Genomic DNA, 16,399 nt, shown 5'->3' on the forward strand with positions numbered 1-16,399 from the left:
CGCGCGGATTCTTGTCTCTTTGCCCCAAGGCTAGGCGGCGGCTTTCCGGGTTGGCAAGAAAAATCTGCCCGTTTGGGAGGCAGGCGGCGCGATGGCGGCGCGAATTTGCGCATGACCACGCGGGGTTGCCGCCTTGCGGAGGTCAGGCTCCGGCGAGGAACTCCGCCAGCATCCGGCTCGCCGGGGCATGGTTGAGGATGGTGTTGTGATCGCCCTCCTCGAAGACCTCCAGCCGCGTGCCGGGCATGGCCTCGGCCAGCGCGCGGGCGCCGCGACAGGGCGGCGTAGTCGTGCCGGGCATGGATCACCAGCGTCTCGCCGCGCCGGGACGTGGCCGCGGGGCGCCAGTCGGTTGCGGGATCATAGGGCGCGCAGAGCCGCGTGACCCCGGCTTCGAACTGCGCCAGCGCGGCGCCGACCAGACCGTATTGCGTGCCGCCGAGCCGGATCAGCCCCGGCAGATCGACCGGGGTCGAGATCAGGGCGGCGCGCGGGCAGGCCAGCCCCTCGCCCAGCGCGAAGAGCAGGCTGCGCGCGCCGACGCAATGGGCGCCGACGCCGTTGTAGGGGCCGTGCGCCTCGATGCAGCGGCGGATCGCGGGGATGATGTCGGCAAGGCTGCAGAGCGTGCGGGCCGGGTGCAGGTGGCCGGGCAGGATCAGCAGGTCGACCGCCGCCCCGGCCCGGCGCAGGTCGCGCACAAGCCGGGAGAATTGCCGCATCTGCCCGTCATGGCCGGGTACCAGCAGCACCCGAGGCGCGCCGGCGTGCGGGGCCGCGTGGCGCACCAGCGCCGTCTCTGCGCCGATCCGGACCAGCTGCGCCCCGTGGCGCGCGACATGGGCCGGATCGAGGTGCGACGCGGGGCTGAGGTAGCGGCGGGCCAGCAGCCGGCCGACCAGCCTCGGGGCGATCCGTGCCGCGAGATGCAGGGCGCGGCGGCGGGTCGAAACGGCGCCCCGGGCCGCGGGACGCCCCTCGGCGCCGACCGTACGTCCCTCGTTCCACAGTGCCATGCCGACCTTTCGTTGACTCGTACAACGCCCACCGTTCAAGGATTGCGCCATCAGCCGGCGTGCGACAATTCACTTTCTGCGGGAATTTGTCTTGCTTTCTAAATGAGGTAAGCCTGCATCACCCCGCGGCGCGCACCGCCACGCGGGGGCTTTCGCCCCCGGGCGCCGCGCAATACTCTAAGCGGCATGAGCGATCCCCGATTCATCCACCTCCGCGTCCATACCGAATACTCCCTGCTCGAAGGCGCCGTGCGGCTGAAAAAGCTGCCCGGTCTCTGCGAGGCGATGGAGATGCCCGCCGTGGCGGTGACGGACACCAACAATCTCTTCGCGGCGCTGGAGTTCTCGGTGACCGCCAGCGGTGCGGGGGTCCAGCCGATCATCGGCTGCCAGCTCGATCTGCTCTACGTCGAGCCGGTGCCGGGCGAGAAACCGAAGGCCCCCGCCCCCATCGTGCTGCTCGCGCAGAACGAGACGGGCTACGAGAACCTGATGAAGCTCAACTCCTGCCTCTACCTCCGCGGTGACGGGCAGGAGCCGCATGTGACGCTGGACGATCTCGAGACCTATGGCGCAGGGCTGATCTGTCTCTCGGGCGGCCCCGACGGCCCTGTCGGTCGACACCTGCGCGACAACCACCGCGCCGCGGCGCAGACCCTGCTGACCCGGCTGCACCAGATCTACGAGGACCGGCTCTACGTCGAACTGCAGCGCCACCCCGGCGAGAACGGCCTGCCTCCCGAGGAGCGTATCGCCGAGCGCGGCCACATCGAGATGGCCTACGAGATGGGCCTGCCGCTGGTCGCGACCAACGATGTCTACTTCCCCAAGGCCGAGATGTACGAGGCGCATGACGCGCTGATCTGCATCAGCGAAGGTGCCTATGTCGACCAGCAGGAACCGCGCCGGCGGCTGACCGCGCAGCACTACCTCAAGAGCCCGCAGGAGATGGCGACGCTCTTTGCCGACCTGCCCGAGGCGCTCGAGAACACCGTCGAGATCGCCAGGCGCTGCGCCTTCATGGCCTACCGGCGCGATCCGATCCTGCCGAAGTTCGCCGACGACGAGGTTGAGGAACTGCGCCGTCAGGCCAACGAGGGGCTTCAGGCGCGGCTCGCGGTGATCCCGCACGCGGTCTCGGTCGAGGAATACCAGAAGCGGCTCGATTTCGAGCTCGGCATCATCGAGGGCATGGGCTTTCCGGGCTACTTCCTGATCGTGGCCGACTTCATCAAGTGGTCGAAGGACAACGACATTCCCATCGGGCCGGGGCGGGGCTCGGGCGCAGGCTCTCTGGTCGCCTATGCGCTGACCATCACCGACCTCGACCCCCTGCGCTACTCGCTGCTGTTCGAGCGCTTCCTCAACCCCGAACGTGTGTCGATGCCCGACTTCGACATCGACTTCTGCATGGACCGGCGCGAGGAAACGATCCGCTACGTGCAGGAGAAGTACGGGCGCGACAAGGTGGGGCAGATCATCACCTTCGGCGCGCTGCTGTCCAAGGCGGCGGTGCGCGACGTCGGCCGGGTGCTGCAGATGCCCTACGGCCAGGTCGACCGGCTGTCGAAGATGATCCCGGTCGAGGGGGTGAAGCCCGTCTCGATCGAGAAGGCACTGCAGGACGAGCCGCGGCTGCGCGAGGAGGCCCGCAACGAGGAGGTCGTCGACCGGCTGCTCACCTACGGCCAGCAGGTCGAGGGGCTGCTGCGGAACGCCTCGACCCACGCCGCGGGCGTGGTGATCGGCGACCGGCCGCTGGACCAGCTGGTGCCGCTCTACCAGGATCCGCGGTCGGACATGCCGGCCACCCAGTTCAACATGAAATGGGTGGAACAGGCCGGCCTCGTGAAGTTCGACTTCCTCGGCCTCAAGACGCTGACGGTGATCCAGAACGCGGTGAACCTGATCCTGAAGTCGGGCCGGCCGATCCATGTCGCTGCCGATGGCACCGAGCTCTACGCCCCGCCCGAGGGCGCAGAGAACCAGATGAACCTCATCCCGCTGGATGACGAGAAGACCTACGAGCTTTATTCCGCCGCCAAGACGGTCGCCGTGTTCCAGGTGGAAAGCTCGGGCATGATGGATGCGCTCAAGCGCATGAAGCCCACCTGCATCGAGGACATCGTGGCGCTGGTGGCGCTCTACCGTCCCGGCCCGATGGAGAACATCCCGGTCTATTGCGAGGTCAAGAACGGGTTGCGCGAAATCACCTCGGTGCATCCCTCGATCGACCACATCCTTGCCGAAACGCAGGGCATCATCGTCTACCAGGAACAGGTGATGCAGATCGCGCAAGAGATGGCGGGCTACTCGCTCGGCGGCGCCGACCTGCTGCGCCGCGCCATGGGCAAGAAGATCAAGGAGGCGATGGACGCCGAGCGTCCGAAGTTCGAGAAGGGCGCGGCCGAGAACGGCGTCGACAAGAAGAAGGCCACCGAGGTCTTCGACCTTCTGGAGAAGTTCGCCAACTACGGCTTCAACAAGTCGCACGCGGCGGCCTATGCGGTGGTCTCCTACCAGACAGCCTGGCTGAAGGCGAACCACCCGGTGGAGTTCATGGCGGGCGTCATGAACTGCGACATCCACCTGACCGACAAGCTCGCCGTCTATTTCGACGAGACGAAGAACGGGCTCAAGCTGCCCTACGTGCCGCCCTGCATCAACCGCTCGCAGGCGAGCTTCGACGTGGTGAACGGCGAGCTGGTCTACGCGCTCGGCGCGCTGAAGAACGTCGGGCTCGATGCCATGCGGCTGGTTGTCGAGGGCCGCGGCGACACCCCCTTCACCACGCTCTTCGACGTGGCGCGGCGGGTGGACCTCAAGCGCGTCGGCAAGCGCCCGATGGAGATGATGGCCCGCGCCGGTGTCTTCGACATGCTCGACAAGAACCGCCGCCGGGTGTTCGACAGCCTCGACGCGCTGGTCGCCTATTCCGCCGCGATCCACGAGCAGAAGGCCTCGGCGCAGGTCTCGCTCTTTGGCGAGGCCGGCGACGACCTGCCCGAGCCGCGCCTTTCGCCGGTGCCCGACTGGCTGCCCGCCGAGCGGCTGTCGGAAGAGTTCAAGGCGATCGGCTTCTACCTCTCGGGCCACCCGCTCGACGATTACATGCCCGCGCTGAAGCGGCGCGACGTGATGACCCTCGAGGAGGCCACCAACAAGGCGCGCGGCGGGCCCTGCATCGCAAAGCTCGCCGGCGTCGTCGCCGGGCGGCAGGAGCGCAAGTCGGCCAAGGGCAATCGCTTTGCCTTTGCCCAGCTCTCCGATCCCACGGGGGCCTACGAGGTGACGCTGTTCTCGGAGACGCTGGAGAAGAGCCGCGAGTTCCTCGAGACCGGCTCGAAGGTGGTGATCACCGTCGAGGCCACGATGGAAGCCGACCAGCTCAAGCTGCTGGCGCGCTCGGTGGGACCGGTCGAACAGGTGGTGGCAGGCGCCGGGGCGACCGGGCTGAAGATCTGGATCGAGGGCGCCAGCGCGATCAGCCAGATCGCCTCGGTGCTGTCGCGTGCCGCCGAGCAGATGCCCAAGGCCGGGCGCGGCCCGGTGCGGCTCTGCCTTGCCGACCACGGGCTGCCGGGCGAGGTCGAGATGGACCTGCAGCAGGACTTCCCGGTGACCCCGGAGATCAAGGGCGCGGTGAAATCGCTGGGCGGGGTGCTGGCGGTCGAGGACTTCTGAGCGGTCTGCCGCCGGGTTTCCCTGCTTCCACAAGGGGTTGTGGATCCGCCTCCGGAAAAAGGTTAAACGAGGGTTAAGATTATTGACCTGCGCGGGGCATCGCGCGGGCCAATAACGCCGACGGTGCCTATTCCGGAGACCCTTCGTGACACCCGCCGCCCCGACCCGCCGTGGCCTTGCGCAGATCCTCCCGGCCCTGCTCGCGACGCTGGCGCTTACCGCCTGCGAGACGCCGGGCGAGGTGCCGCGCCTGTCGGAGGTCGAGCTGGACGAAAGCGCCGGTCAGAGCGCCGCCCTGCCCTCCGAGGCCGAGCTCTCTGACGAGGGAGGATTTCTTGCCGCAACCGAGACCCCCGTGCCGCGAGCAGCGCCGCCGCAGGGCGGGCTCCTGGGCTGGCTCGGCGGGCAGGCCGCGGCGGCCAAGGGCACGGGTCCCGACGCGCGGCAGGTCCCCTTCGGCACCACCCTGCCCTATGGCGAGATCGCCCGGGTCTGCGGCGTGCCAGAGAGTCGGCTCGGCGTTCCGGTGGCGCAATATCCCGAGACCCGGCGCGGCTACGTTCTTTATGACAGCCGCCCCGGCACGACGGCGCCGCGCGCGCTCTACATCACCGGTTTCGACGATGGCTGCGCCCGGCAGGTGACCGGGGCCTTGGCGCTCTTCGGCGATCCCGAACTGCATGAGCAACTGCGCTACGGGCTGGCCGGGCGCAGCCTGCCGAAGGGGCCGGTGGACGGGGCCTACGAGACGGTGAAGGCCGAGGTCTGCCGCGTCGCGCCGGGCCGGCCCTGCGGTCGGGCGATGTCGCGGCTGGCGCGGGACACGGCCTTTGTCAGCGTCTACCCAGCCTTCGGCAGCGCGTCCTACGTGAACCTGCTGCTGCACGGCGGGCAGGTCGTCGCCCTCGAGCAGCATTGACGCGCGGCGCGACGGCTCAGTAGTGCGGCGGGCGCTCGTCGCCGAGGATCACGCCGCCACCGCCGTCGCTCTCTCGCGCGGCCTCGCGCTCCATCAGCAGCTGCACACGGTACTGGAGCAGGGCGATGTCCTTGTCCTGCCGGGCGACGGTCTGGGACAGATCGTCCACCGCGCGCTGGAGATGCGCGATGCGTTCCTGAAGGTCTTGGATATCTTGCGGCTCTTGCGGCATCGCAGGCTCCTTCCCTCGCGTCGAGAGGCTGGGTGACGGTCTGCGCTGCAGATAGGCGTCCGGGCCCGGCTTGTCCATGGCGCGGATCGGGGGCTCTGCCCCCGCCGCGCTGCGCGCGCCTCCCCCGGGATATTTTCACCTAGAAGAACGATCAGGCGGCAAGGCGGGCGGCAGCGGTCTCGAGTGCGTGCCAGAGGCTTTGCGCCGCGGAGCGCATGCCGAGGAGCGTGAGCTCGGATCCCGAGGGGCGCAAGGCGAAGACCGGCATGTGGTGCAGCAGGGTACGGGTGGCGCGGCCCGGGGAGAGCGCCTCGGGGGGGCAGGTTCACCAGCCGCTCGATGAGGCGCTCCAGCGCGGCGGCGTCCGGCGCGGTGATCTCGAGAGCCACCCAGCCGTCGGTCTGCTCGGTCACCGACGCGCCGGGCGCCTCGGCGCGCAGCGCGGCGGCGAAATCGGTTTCGGCGCGCTGCTCACCCAGCAGCATCCACTGCCCCGGCGCGGTCCAGAAGGCAGCGTGACCCTCTGCCCCTGTCATCCCCCCGGGCGGCGGCAGGCTCAGGCCGAAGGGCGCGGGCACGGCGGCATCACGGCGCAGGGCCAGCGAGGCGAGGGCAATGTCGGGCCGCTCGGTCAGGGTGAGCGCGCCGAAGGCCGCGCGGCGCGGGGTCTCGGTACCGAGGGCCGTGAGGGGGATGAGATCAGTCACGCAGGCGCGCTCCTTCGGGGTCGACGAATTGTGCCGGTACCACGCGCAGCGCGGCGCTGGAGCCCTCGAGCGGATTGGCGGCGAGGATCACCTCGCCCATGCGGCTCTCGCCATTCTCGAGGAAGCCGAGGCCGATGGAGCTGCCGACGTGCGGCGAGTGGCAAGCCGAGGTGATCCAGCCCTGATCGTGGGCCACGTCCTGCGGGGCGCCTTCGGCGAAGAGATGCGATCCGGGCACGACGGTGGCGGCTGGCTCCACCGGCTGCAGGCCGACAAGGCGGCGGCTGTCCTGCGCCAGACCCTCGCGGCGGGACATGACCGCGCCGATCGAGTCTTTCTTGCGCGAGACCATCGCGCCAAGGCCGAGCATCTCCGCCGTGGTCTGGCCGTTCAGCTCGGCCCCCGCCGCATGGCCCTTTTCGATGCGCAGCACGCCGAGCGCCTCGGTGCCATAGGGGGTGACGCCGAGATCCGCCCCCTGCGCCATCAGCCGCTGCATCAGCGCCGCGCCATAGCGGGCGGGCACGGCGATCTCATAGGCGAGCTCGCCCGAGAAGGAGATGCGGAAGAGCCGCGCGCGCAGGCCGCCGCAGACGGTGAGCGCGGCGCAGGCCATGAAGGGGAAGGCCGCGTTCGACAGGTCGGCCCCGTCCGTGATGCGGGCCAGCAGTTCGCGCGATTTCGGGCCTGCCACGGCGATCTGTGCCCAGGCGTCGGTGGTCGAAATGACCTGCACGTCGAGCTCGGGCCAGAGGCACTGCCGGGCGAATTCCATGTTCCGGTAGACCAGCCCGGCGTTGCCGGTGGTGGTGGTGACCACGTAGTGATCCTCGGCCAGCCGGGCGCAGGTGCCGTCGTCGTAGAGATGCCCGTCCTCGCGCAGCATCAGCCCGTAGCGGACGCGGCCGACCTTCAGCGTGCCCATCGTGTTCGCGTAGACGCGATTGAGGAACTCCCCGGCGTCGCTGCCCTGCACGTCGATCTTGCCCAGCGTGGTCACGTCGCAGAGGCCGACGGCGCTGCGCACGGCCCGCGCCTCGCGGTCGACGCTCTGCCGCCAGTGGGTCTCGCCGGGCTGCGGGAAGTATTGCGCCCGCAGCCATTGCCCGACCTCGGTGAAGGCGGCGCCCTGTGCCTCGGCCCAATGGTGGGTTGGGGTGAGGCGTGTCGGGCGGAAGTCCTTGCCGGTGTCGCCGCCGCCCAGCACCGAGAGCGAGACGCCGGTGTAGGGCGGGCGAAAGATGGTGGTGCCGGTTTCGGGTACCGCCTTGCCGGTGAGCTCGGCCATCACCGCCAGCGCGGTGACATTGGCGGTCTTGCCCTGATCCGTCGCCATGCCGAGCGTGGTCCAGCGCTTCAGGTGTTCGACCGGGCGCATATTCTCCTTATGTGCCAGCGCGATGTCCTTGACCGTCACGTCGTTCTGGAAGTCCACCCAGGCGCGCGCCTTGCCGGGCACATGCCAGAGGGCGGTCTGGCGCAGGGGACGGTCTTCGGCCTCGGGCAGGCGGGGGAGCGCCGCGCGGATGCCAAGCTCCGACAGGGCGACCTGCGCCGCCCGCGCGCCATCCTCGAGCGCGGCAGCGGTGGAGCCGCGCCCGGCGCAGGCACCGGAGGGGATGAGGCCCTGCGGCCCGCCCTCGCCCGGCACGAGGGCCAGGAGATTCTCGTTCCAGACCGGGCGGCCGCGGTGGTGCGAGGCGAGATGCACGTTGGGGTTCCAGCCGCCCGAGACGCCAAGCGCATGGCATTCGAGCCAGTCGGCACGGCCATCGCGGGTGATCTCGATCGAGCCGAGGCCCAGCCGTCCGCGCGTGCCGGTGACCTGCGCTCCGGCGAAGAGCTGGTAGTCGCCGAATTTGGGCGCATCCGCACGCGGGTCTATCACCCCAAGCACGTTGGCCCCCTTGGCGATGAGGTCGAGCGCCGTGCGGTGACCGTCATCGTTGTTCGTGAAGATGGCGATGCGGTCCTGCGACTTTGCCACCGGCAGCGCCGCCCATCGGTTGGCATAGGCCCGCATTGCCCCCGCGAGCAGGATGCCGGGGCGGTCGTTGCTGGCAAAGGGGATGTGCCGCTCGGTCGCGCCCGCCGCCAGCACGGCGCGTCTCGCGGTGATCCGCCAGAGCGTCTGGCGCACCTGCGGCCCCGGCTCGGACATGTGGTCGGCGACGCGTTCGACGGCGCCGAAGACGCCGTGGTCATAGGCGCCGAAGACGGTGGTGCGGGAGAGGATGCGCACATTTGGCAGGGCGCGCAGTTCGGCTTCCACGGCCGCCACCCAGTCGGATGCGGGCGCGCCGCCCAGCGGATCGCTCTCGGCCAGCAGGCGGCCGCCGAGGCGGAAGTCCTCGTCCGCCAGCACCACCTGCGCGCCGGCGCGGGCGGCGGTCAGCGCCGCCGACAGCCCCGCCGCGCCTGCCCCGATGACCAAGAGGTCGCAATGCAGGTAGCCGCGGTCATAGGCGTCGGGGTCGGCTCGCCCGAGAGTGCGCCGAGGCCCGCGGCGCGGCGGATGAACGGCTCGTAGAGATGCTTCCAGAAAGCGCGCGGCCAGAGGAAGGTCTTGTAGTAGAAGCCCGCCGCGAAGAAAGGCGAGAGCAGGTCGTTCACCGCCAGTGCATCAAGGCCCAGCGGGCCGACGTGGTTCTGGCTGCGGGCCGTCAGCCCGTCGTAGAGCTCGGCCACGGTGGCGCGGGTGTTGGGCTCGGCGCGGGCGCCCTCGCGCAGGGTGACGAGGGCGTTGGGCTCCTCGGAGCCGGCCGAGATCGGGCCGCGCGGGCGGTGGTACTTGAAGCTGCGGCCCATGAGGCGCACGCCGTTTGCCAGCAGCGCCGAGGCCAGCGTGTCGCCGGGGTGGCCGGTGTAGCGCTTGCCGTTGAAGGTGAAGCTCAGGGTCTGGCTGCGGTCGATCAGGCCGCCGGGGATGCGGGTCATTCGGCGGCTCCCTTCAGGGCCAGCGCGACGTCCGAGGCGAGCTCGGCGCCGAGAATTTCATGGGTGAGCGTGTTGCGGGTCACCACCAGCCACGAGCGGTCGCCCTGCTCGTGGAACCACAGCTCGCGGTGCACGCCCGCAGGGTTGCCCCTCAGGAAGACGTAGTCGCAGAAGGCGGCCTCGGCGCCCTCGGCTACGGGCGAGGGACGGTCCAGCAGAGCGGCGTCGCCGAGATAGGTGAATTCCTGCGCGTCGCGAAGGCCGAGGAGCGGGTGCGGGATCAGCATGGGGCAGCATCCATCTGGCGGGGGTCATGTAGGAAGGGCAGTCCCCGGCCACGGGTGGGGGCAAAGCCCCCACGCAAAGGCAACTCCTGCGGGGCGGTCGGTGGCTGCCCGGCGTGCCGCCGGGCGGGCAGGAGGAGCATGGCACAGCACATGATGGGAAGCCTCAATGCAGGTTCGGCTGGGCGCCCGCGCCCTTTTCGTCGATGAGATGCCCGCGCGCGAAGCGGTCGAGCCGATAGGCGGTCGCGGTCTCGTGCGGGCGGCCGGTGGCCAGCAGGTGAGCAAAGGCGTAACCCGAGGCAGGCGTCGCCTTGAAGCCGCCGTAGCACCAGCCGGCGTTGAGGTAGAGCCCGTCCACCGGCGTCGCGTCGATGATCGGCGAGCCGTCCATCGACATGTCCATGATGCCGCCCCAGCTGCGCAGCAGCCGCGCCCGGCCGATCATCGGCATGACGGCCATGCCGCCCTCGGCCACGTCCTCGACCACCGGCAGGTTGCCGCGCTGCGCGTAGGAATTGTAGCCGTCGATGTCGCCGCCGAAGACCAGCCCGCCCTTGTCGGACTGGCTGATGTAGAAATGCCCCGCGCCGAAGGTGATCACCGTGTCGATGAGCGGCTTGAGCCCCTCCGAGACGAAGGCCTGCAGCACATGGCTCTCGATCGGCAGGCGCATCCCGGCCATCTGCATGACCCGGCTCGACGAGCCCGCCACGGCGACGCCGACCTTGCCCGCGCCGATGTAGCCGCGCGTGGTCTCGACGCCCCGGACCGTGCCGCCCTCGATGCGAAAACCGGTGACCTCGCAGTTCTGGATGATGTCGACGCCGCGCATGTCGGCGCCCCGCGCATAGCCCCAAGCCACACCGTCGTGGCGGGCGGTGCCGGCGCGGGCCTGCAGCAGCCCGCCCTTTATCGGAAAGCGGGCGTTGTCGAAGTTGAGATACGGCAGCCGCGCGCGCAGCTCCCCCTGCCCCATGAGCCGCGCATCCGCCCCGGCCAGCAGCATGGCGTTGCCGCGCCGCCGGTAGGCGTCGCGCTGCGCGTCGGTGTGGAAGAGGTTGATGATCCCGCGCTGGCTGACCATCGAGTTGAAGTTGGTCTCCTGCTCGAGGGTCTCCCAGAGCTTCATTGAGAACTCGTAGAAGGGCTCGTTGCCCGGAAGCAGGTAGTTCGACCGTATGATCGTGGTGTTGCGCCCGATGTTGCCCGAGCCGATCCAGCCCTTCTCCAGCACCGCCACCTTGGCCTGCCCGAAGGTCTTGGCAAGGTAGAAGGCGGTGGCGAGCCCGTGCCCGCCGCCACCCACGATGACGAAATCATAGGCTGGCTTGGGCGCGGGATCGCGCCAGAGCGGTTTCCAGCCTTTGTGGCCGGTGAGGGCTTCCTTGATGACCCGGAGGCCGGAGAAATGCATGGCTCAGCTCGCGTGCAAGAAGGTGGTCAGATGTCGAGCGTGGTGTCCCGCTCCCAGCGGGAGAAATGCGACACGAAGGACGTCCACTCCTGCATCTTCATCTTGGTGTAGGAGGCGGAGAATTCGGCGCCCATCATCTCCTTCAGCTCCGCGTCCGCGTCATAGGCCCGGACCGCGTCCAGAAGGTTCAGCGGCAGGCGCGGCGCGTCCGTCACCAGGTGACCCTCGGCGTACATGTCGATGTCGTGGCGCTTGCCCGGATCGGCCTTGGAGCGGATGCCGGAAAGGCCCGCGGCAATGATCACCGCCTGCAGCAGGTAGGGATTGACCGCGCCGTCGGGCAGGCGCAGCTCGAAGCGGCCGGGGCCGGGCACCCGCACCATGTGGGTGCGGTTGTTGCCGGTCCAGGTGACGGTATTGGGCGCCCAGGTCGCGCCGGAGGTCGTGCGCGGCGCGTTGATCCGCTTGTAGCTGTTGACCGTCGGGTTGGTGATCGCCGCCAGCGCCTCGGCGTGCTTCATGATGCCGCCGAGGAAGTGCCGCCCCTGATCCGACAGGCCCAGGTCCTTGCCGAGATCGGCAAAGGCGTTGACCTTGCCCTCGGTATCCCAGACCGAGATATGCGCATGGCAGCCGTTGCCGGTCAGCCCCTCGATGGGTTTGGGCATGAAGGTGGCGCGCAGCCCGTGTTTCTCGGCCACGGATTTCACCATGAACTTGAAGAAGCTGTGGCGGTCGGCGGTGGTCAGCGCGTCAGCGAACTCCCAGTTCATCTCGAACTGGCCGTTGGCGTCCTCGTGGTCGTTCTGGTAGGGACCCCAGCCCAGTTCCAGCATGTAATCGCAGATCTCGGCGATCACGTCGTAGCGGCGCATCACCGCCTGCTGGTCGTAGCAGGGCTTCTCGGCGGTGTCGAAGGGGTCGGAGATCTGGTCGCCCTCGGGGGTGAGCAGGAAGAACTCGGCCTCGATCCCCGTCTTCACCCGCAGCCCTTCCGAGGCCGCCTCGGCCACCAGCTTGCGCAGCACGTTGCGCGGTGCCTGCGCGACGTCGTCGCCCTCCATCACGCAATTGGCGGGCACCCAGGCCACCTCGGGCTTCCACGGCAGCTGGATCGCCGCCTCGGGGTCGGGCACGGCGAGCATGTCGGGATGCGCCGGGGTGAGGTCGAGCCATGTGGCGAAGCCGGCAAAGCCCGCACCGTCCTCCTGCATGTCCGCGATCGCCTGCGCCGGCACCAGCTTGGCGCGCTGGCCGCCGAAAAGGTCGGTGTAGGAGATCATGAAGTACTTCACGCCGCGCGCCCGGGCGAATTCGGCCAGATCAGCCATGGTGGTCCCTTTCGTTCCCTGTTGGTACCGGCGGGGCGTTGGCCGCCCTCGCCATTTTGCGTCCGGGGCTATGGCGGTCAGAAGCCGCCCTTGCCCGGCCACCAGTTTGTGCCGGCAAGCGGCACCTGCGCCATGGCTGCGGCTTCCATCGTGAGCGCGCAGAGGTCTTCCGGCTCGAGATTGTGCACATGGCTCTTGCCGCAGGCCCGGGCGATCGTCTGGCACTCGAGGGTCATCACGTTGAGATAGTTGCGCAGGCGGCGCCCGGCGGCGATGGGATCGAGGCGGGACATCAGCTCGGGATCCTGCGTGGTGATGCCGGCCGGATCGCGCCCCTCGTGCCAGTCGTCATAGGCCCCGGCGGTGGTGCCGAGCCGTTGGTACTCGTCTTCCCACTTGGGATCGTTGTCGCCGAGCGCGATCAGCGCGGCGGTGCCGATGGCCACCGCATCCGCGCCCAGCGCCAGCGCCTTGGCCACATCCGCGCCGGTGCGGATGCCGCCCGAGACCACCAGCTGCACCTCGCGGTGCATGCCCAGATCCTGCAGCGCCTGCACGGCAGGGCGAATGCAGGCCAGCGTCGGCTGGCCGACATGCTCGATGAACACATCCTGCGTCGCGGCGGTACCGCCCTGCATGCCGTCGAGCACCACGACGTCGGCCCCGGCCTTCACCGCCAGCGCGGTGTCGTAATAGGGGCGCGCGCCGCCGATCTTCACGTAGATCGGCTTTTCCCAGCCGGTGATCTCGCGCAGCTCGAGGATCTTGATCTCCAGATCGTCCGGCCCGGTCCAGTCGGGGTGGCGGCAGGCCGAGCGCTGGTCGATGCCCACCGGCAGGTCGCGCATCCCGGCGACCCGCTCGGTGATCTTCTGGCCGAGCAGCATGCCGCCGCCGCCGGGCTTGGCGCCCTGCCCCACGACCACCTCGATGGCATCGGCACGGCGCAGGTCGTCGGGGTTCATGCCGTAGCGGCTCGGCAGGTACTGGTAGACCAGCTTTTCGCTATGCCCGCGTTCTTCCTCGGTCATGCCGCCGTCGCCGGTGGTGGTCGAGGTGCCGGAGAGCGTCGCGCCGCGGCCGAGGGCTTCCTTGGCGTTGCCCGAGAGGGCGCCGAAGGACATGCCCGCGATGGTGATCGGGATCTTCAGCTCGATCGGCTTCTTGGCGAAGCGCGTGCCGAGCACCACCGAGGTGTCGCATTTCTCGCGGTAGCCCTCGAGCGGGTAGCGGCTGATCGAGGCGCCGAGGAACAGCAGGTCGTCGAAATGCGGCACACGGCGCTTCGCCCCGCCGCCGCGGATGTCGTAGATGCCGGTCGCCGCCGCGCGGCGGATCTCGGAGTTGATCTCGCGCGAGAAGGTCCAGGACTGGCGGGGTTCGGTCTGGGGAGTGTGCTGGGGTGTCTTGTCCATGGTCCGCTCCTCAGTAGGCGTCGGCGTGGTCGATGTTGAAGTTGTAGAGCGTGCGGGCAGAACCGTAGCGCTTGAACTCCTCGGGCCTGGCATCCGCACCGGCGCGTTCGAGCAGCCCGCGCAGGATCTCGAGGTGCTCGGGGCGCATCTCCTTCTCGACGCAGTCGGCACCGAGCGATTTCACCGAGCCGCGCACGAAGAGCCGCGCCTCGTAGAGACTGTCGCCCAGCGCATCGCCAGCGTTGCCCAGAACGACCAGATTGCCCTTCTGCGCCATGAAGGCGGACATGTGGCCGATGTTGCCGTGCACGACGATGTCGATGCCCTTCATCGAGATGCCGCAGCGCGAGCTGGCGTTGCCCTTGATGTTGAGCAGCCCGCCATGGCCGGTGGCCCCGGCGTACTGGCTGGCGTCACCCTCGATGATCACCTCGCCGGACATCATGTTCTCGGCCACGCCCGGGCCGGCGGAGCCGGTCACATGCACGGTGGCGAGCTTGTTCATCCCTGCGCAGTAGTAGCCGGTCGAGCCCTTCACGGTGACCGAGATCGGCCCGTCGAGCCCCACCGCCATGGCATGGGCGCCGCGCGGGTTCTCGATAGTGAAGGTTTCGTTGCCCTTGGCCCTCGCGGCGGCCTGAAGGGTGGCGTTGACCTCGCGCAGCTCGGTTTCCAGCATATCCAGAACGGGCATCACTCAGCGCTCCCAGAAGTAGACGGTGGCGGGCTCGGGTTCCCAGACGCGGGCGGCGTCGATCCCCGGCAGGTCGGCAAAGGCGCGGTATTCGCTGGCGAAGGCGACGTAATCCTCGGTCTCGGCCATCACGGCGGGCTTGCAGGCAACGGGGTCGCGCACCACGCCGAAGCCGGTCTTGGTGCCGGTGACGAAGGTGAAGAACCCATCGAGGTCCTTCAGCGTGCCTTCCAGTGCCTCGCCCAGTGTGGCGCCCTCGGCGATGCGCGAGGAGATATAGGCCGCGCCCACCTCGGTATCGTTCTCGGTCTTGGTGAAGACACCCTTCTTGGCGAGCTTGCGGCGCATGGCGTTGTGGTTCGACAGCGAGCCGTTATGCACGAGGCACTGGTCCCCGGCGGTCGAGAACGGATGCGCGCCGAGCGTGGTCACCGCGCTTTCGGTCGCCATGCGGGTGTGGCCGATGCCATGGCTGCCGCCCATCTCGCGGATGCCGAAGCGGGCGGCGACGTCCTTGGGCAGGCCCACCTCCTTGTAGATTTCCATGCTCTCGCCCGAGCCCATGACCCGCAGGCCGCGCGCCTCGAGGAAGCTCAGCGCCTCGGCCTCCTGCGCCACCGGAAGGGTCAGCACCGCATGGGTGCTGGCGACGCGCATCGTCACCTCGGCGCCGAGCACCTCGGCCAGCGACGCGTCGAGACCGGCAAAGTCCTTGTCCGGCGTGTCCGACTGGACGGTGATCTTCAGGCCGGATGCCGCATCCCCGTAGATCGCGATGCCGGCGCTGTCCGGGCCGCGATCGGTCATGGTGATGAGCATGTCGGTCAGCATGTCGCCCAGCTTGGGGCGCAGCTCATCCCTTTTGAGGAAAAGGCCAACGATGCCGCACATGGGTCCTCCATAGAGTTCTGGAACGGGCGGAAGCGCCCCTTGCCAAAATCACTACCGGGAAACCTTTATTCCCTCCAAGAAAAACTCCGTCCGCAGGAAATTGTTTGTCCTCATCAGAAATTTTCGCCCGCGAATTGGGCAGAGTCAGCGCTGCTGGGGGTAGGTGATGATCGACAGGTAGCGGATCGGCAGGGACATCAGCTCTTCCGGCCCGTGCGGCGCGTCAGAATCGAATAGCAGCGAGTCGCCGGGCTCCATCCGGTAGAGCCGATCGCCGTGCCGGTACCCCATCTCGCCCTCGAGCATGTAGAGCAACTCGATGCCCTCGTGCTGGAAGGTGGGGAACTGGTCGCTCTCGCTGTCGAGGCTGATCATGTAGGGCTCGACCACCACGCCCGAGTTGTTCGAGCCGATATGGCCGAGCAGGTGGTACTGGTGCCCGGCGCGGGTGCCGGCGCGCTCGATCTCCACCCCCTCACCGGCCTTGACGTGCATGCAGCCGCGCTCTTCCTCGTAGCCGGAGAACAGCTGCACCAGCGGCACGCGCAGCGCATGGGCCAGCGTCGAGATGGTGGTGAGCGACGGTGAGATGACGCCGTTCTCGATTTTCGAGAGCATCCCCACGGACAGGCCGGTCTGCGTGGCGAGGTCCGCGACAGTCATCCGCTGCCGCTTGCGCAGCTCGCGCACCTGCCGGCCAATTGCCACCTCGAGATTCTTCTCGCGCTGCTCGCGCAACGCGTGGGGGTTCTGCTGCAGCGCCTTGTCGTCCCGCTTGGCCATCGGTGCTCCTTCGTCTTCCGGCGTCACGGGGCGCCGGGCCTGCCGCGCCCCGTAGGATGCAAGGCTGCGCATACCGCTGCTTGCTCGGC

13 protein-coding genes and 1 pseudogene are annotated in these 16,399 nt (G+C 68.8%); 4 read left to right on the forward strand and 10 right to left on the reverse strand.

What is annotated here, in order from left to right; all coding sequences use genetic code 11:
• Positions 1-142 precede the first annotated feature (142 nt).
• Positions 143-301, reverse strand: a complete 159-nt coding sequence (locus CLG85_RS18160) for an alpha/beta fold hydrolase family protein (RefSeq protein WP_260349807.1) — start codon at positions 299-301, stop codon at positions 143-145.
• Between CLG85_RS18160 and CLG85_RS18165 the strand changes: the two genes are divergently transcribed.
• The 3 genes from CLG85_RS18165 to CLG85_RS18175 all read left to right on the forward strand — a co-directional run bounded on the left by CLG85_RS18165 (position 300) and on the right by CLG85_RS18175 (position 5,619).
• The gene (locus CLG85_RS18165; RefSeq protein ID WP_260349808.1) at positions 300-1,118 is read left to right on the forward strand and encodes a hypothetical protein; all 819 of its coding nucleotides are present in this window, start codon (positions 300-302) and stop codon (positions 1,116-1,118) included. The genes CLG85_RS18160 and CLG85_RS18165 overlap by 2 nt on opposite strands.
• 84 nt (positions 1,119-1,202) lie before the next feature.
• The gene (gene dnaE, locus CLG85_RS18170) at positions 1,203-4,700 is read left to right on the forward strand and encodes a DNA polymerase III subunit alpha (protein WP_260349809.1); all 3,498 of its coding nucleotides are present in this window, start codon (positions 1,203-1,205) and stop codon (positions 4,698-4,700) included.
• A gap of 145 nt (positions 4,701-4,845) precedes the next feature.
• On the forward strand, positions 4,846-5,619 hold the full coding sequence (locus CLG85_RS18175; protein WP_260349810.1) for a hypothetical protein: 774 nt from the start codon (positions 4,846-4,848) through the stop codon (positions 5,617-5,619).
• 16 nt (positions 5,620-5,635) lie between these two features.
• Here CLG85_RS18175 and CLG85_RS18180 read toward each other — a convergent pair whose 3' ends face one another.
• On the reverse strand, positions 5,636-5,851 hold the full coding sequence (locus tag CLG85_RS18180) for a SlyX family protein (RefSeq protein WP_224843126.1): 216 nt from the start codon (positions 5,849-5,851) through the stop codon (positions 5,636-5,638).
• Between the two features lie 339 nt (positions 5,852-6,190).
• Between CLG85_RS18180 and CLG85_RS18185 the strand changes: the two genes are divergently transcribed.
• The gene (locus tag CLG85_RS18185) at positions 6,191-6,370 is read left to right on the forward strand and encodes a hypothetical protein (protein ID WP_260349811.1); all 180 of its coding nucleotides are present in this window, start codon (positions 6,191-6,193) and stop codon (positions 6,368-6,370) included.
• Positions 6,371-6,550: 180 nt separating this feature from the next.
• Here CLG85_RS18185 and CLG85_RS18190 read toward each other — a convergent pair.
• The 8 genes and pseudogenes from CLG85_RS18190 to CLG85_RS18225 form a co-directional block, all read right to left on the reverse strand.
• A pseudogene (locus CLG85_RS18190) lies at positions 6,551-9,495 on the reverse strand (sarcosine oxidase subunit alpha family protein).
• Entirely contained in the window at positions 9,492-9,782 is a 291-nt protein-coding gene (locus tag CLG85_RS18195) for a sarcosine oxidase subunit delta (protein ID WP_260349812.1), read from the reverse strand. Before CLG85_RS18195 ends, CLG85_RS18190 begins: the two are co-directional and overlap by 4 nt.
• A 163-nt stretch (positions 9,783-9,945) precedes the next feature.
• On the reverse strand, positions 9,946-11,196 hold the full coding sequence (locus CLG85_RS18200) for a sarcosine oxidase subunit beta family protein (protein WP_095883549.1): 1,251 nt from the start codon (positions 11,194-11,196) through the stop codon (positions 9,946-9,948).
• Between the two features lie 26 nt (positions 11,197-11,222).
• Entirely contained in the window at positions 11,223-12,527 is a 1,305-nt protein-coding gene (glnT, locus tag CLG85_RS18205) for a type III glutamate--ammonia ligase (RefSeq protein WP_095883550.1), read from the reverse strand.
• Positions 12,528-12,604: 77 nt separating this feature from the next.
• A complete protein-coding gene (locus CLG85_RS18210) occupies positions 12,605-13,942 on the reverse strand; it encodes an FMN-binding glutamate synthase family protein (RefSeq protein ID WP_095883551.1) in 1,338 nt (445 codons plus the stop codon).
• A 10-nt stretch (positions 13,943-13,952) separates the two neighbouring features.
• Entirely contained in the window at positions 13,953-14,636 is a 684-nt protein-coding gene (locus CLG85_RS18215; RefSeq protein ID WP_095883555.1) for a GltB/FmdC/FwdC-like GXGXG domain-containing protein, read from the reverse strand.
• Positions 14,637-14,639: 3 nt separating this feature from the next.
• Positions 14,640-15,527, reverse strand: a complete 888-nt coding sequence (locus CLG85_RS18220) for a class II glutamine amidotransferase (protein ID WP_095883552.1) — start codon at positions 15,525-15,527, stop codon at positions 14,640-14,642.
• 144 nt (positions 15,528-15,671) lie between these two features.
• Positions 15,672-16,310: a helix-turn-helix domain-containing protein gene (locus tag CLG85_RS18225; RefSeq protein ID WP_095883553.1), complete on the reverse strand. Its 639-nt coding sequence runs from the start codon at positions 16,308-16,310 to the stop codon at positions 15,672-15,674.
• Between the last annotated feature and the right edge of the window lie 89 nt (positions 16,311-16,399).

Origin of the sequence: Alloyangia mangrovi (assembly GCF_002300555.2) — a bacterium.
GTDB classification, from domain to species: Bacteria; Pseudomonadota; Alphaproteobacteria; order Rhodobacterales; family Rhodobacteraceae; genus Salipiger; species Salipiger mangrovi.